Below are 1,692 nucleotides of genomic sequence, written 5' to 3' on the forward strand. Positions count from 1 at the left end.
GTCAGCTTCTCGGCCGTAAACGACCGAGCTTGCAGCTCCTCACCGTCGCTGGCTTCGGCGGCGAGGTCCGCGTCAGGCAGCGTGACTCACTGCCCAGTCCGCCACACCGCGTGAGGCGATGTTGCGGGCTGCGTTGACGTCGGCGTGCTCAGCGAAGCCGCACGACGTACAGGAGAAACCGGCCTGGTCTGGCCGGTTGGCCCGGTCCACATGCCCGCAGGCCGAGCATTGCTGGCTGGTGTAGGCCGGATCGACGTAGATCACGGCGACCCCGGCCCGGCGGGCCTTGTAGCCGATGAACGCTCCCAGCTGGTGGAAGCTCCACGAATGCAACGTGACCCGCTGGGGCTTGCGGAGCCGTACCCGCTCGCGGATCCCTTGAAGATCTTCCAGGGCGATCCCACGTCCGGTGCGTTCTGCCTCGGTCACGATGGCTTTGGCGATGACATGATTGGTGTTGACGGCAAACCGGGCTTCGGTCCGGCGGCGTTTCTTCAGCAGCCGTTTCGCGGACTTGGTCTTTTTGGCCTGCAGCCGGCGGCGCAACTCGCGGTTGCGTTGCCGGACCGCGTTCAGGCTCTTGCCGCTGTGCCGGACCCCGCCGCTGGTGGTGGCGATATTGACGATGCCCAGATCCACACCGGTGAACCCGTCCGGTGCGGTGACCGGCACGTCCGGGACCTCACAGGTCGCGATCAGGAACCACCGGCCGTCCCGCAACACCAGGTCCGACTCGCCTCGACGGTGCGCGGCCAGCATCGCCCGCTGCTGATCCGAGCAGGTGAACGCGACCCGGCGCAGCCGGCCGGCCACCGTCCAGATCGACACCGTCCGTGCGTCAAGCTGCCAGGATAGGCAGCGGTCGTCGTAGGGCTGGGCCGCATGTGGGCGAAAGACGATCGGTTTTCCTTCAACCCGGATCCGCCGTGGCGCGCCCGGCGCTCCCAGATTCCCCGCGCGCAGATTGGCCTTCAGCGTGCGATAGGCGTCGGCAACCTTTTTGATCACATGCTGCGCGGCCTGGGCGCCCAGACCGCGCTCCTTCAGAGCCGCGTAGGTGTGCTTGCGCAGATCGTACTCACGCGTCACCCCGGTGGTGAACGCGGTCCGCGAGACCAGACCAGCCGCCTGGTTGCAGTCGCGCAGGGTCGCCTCCAGCGCCGCCGCCTGCTCAGGCGTCGGCAGAAGCTTCACCTGCACCACCAGCTTCACCTCGAACACACTACCGTTTGGTCCATGTCACCGCGCTGGGAACCCAATCCCGATATCCGACGGGGACGCACCGTCGTCTACAGCCTTCACGCACATTTGGTCTTTACCCCCAAATACCGGCGGAAGGTCTTCACCAATGAGCTCCTGACCCGTTGCGAAGAGATCATGATTGAGGTGTGCGACAGCTTCGGGGCCGTACTGGTCGAGTTCAACGGCGAACACGACCACGTCCATCTCCTGGTTCACTACCCGCCCAAGGTCGCCCTGTCGGTCCTGGTCAACTCCCTCAAGGGCGTCTCGGCCCGACTGCTGCGCAAGGAGTTCGGCCCGCACGTGCGCCAGTACCTGTGGGGCGGGCACTTCTGGTCCCCGTCCTACTTCGCCGCCTCCTGCGGCGGTGCCCCACTATCGATCATCAAGGAGTACATCGAGAACCAGAAACGACCCGGCTGATCTGCCTATCCAGACCTGCCCGCTACT

At 65.7% G+C, this 1,692-nt stretch carries 2 protein-coding genes; one reads left to right on the forward strand and one right to left on the reverse strand.

Annotation, left to right across the window (positions count from 1 at the left end; translation table 11 throughout):
* Positions 1-72: 72 nt before the first annotated feature.
* Positions 73-1,212, reverse strand: a complete 1,140-nt coding sequence (locus tag KLK06_RS59375; protein WP_214644745.1) for an RNA-guided endonuclease TnpB family protein — start codon at positions 1,210-1,212, stop codon at positions 73-75.
* Positions 1,213-1,236: 24 nt separating this feature from the next.
* Here KLK06_RS59375 and tnpA point away from each other — a divergent pair, with 24 nt between their 5' ends.
* Positions 1,237-1,665 carry an IS200/IS605 family transposase gene (gene tnpA / locus KLK06_RS59380; protein ID WP_214635467.1) on the forward strand — a complete coding sequence of 143 codons (429 nt, stop codon included), beginning with the start codon at positions 1,237-1,239 and terminating at the stop codon, positions 1,663-1,665.
* Positions 1,666-1,692 lie beyond the last annotated feature (27 nt).

Origin of the sequence: Nonomuraea sp. NEAU-A123, assembly GCF_018603905.1 — a bacterium.
In the GTDB taxonomy this organism is placed as follows: domain Bacteria; phylum Actinomycetota; class Actinomycetes; order Streptosporangiales; family Streptosporangiaceae; genus Nonomuraea.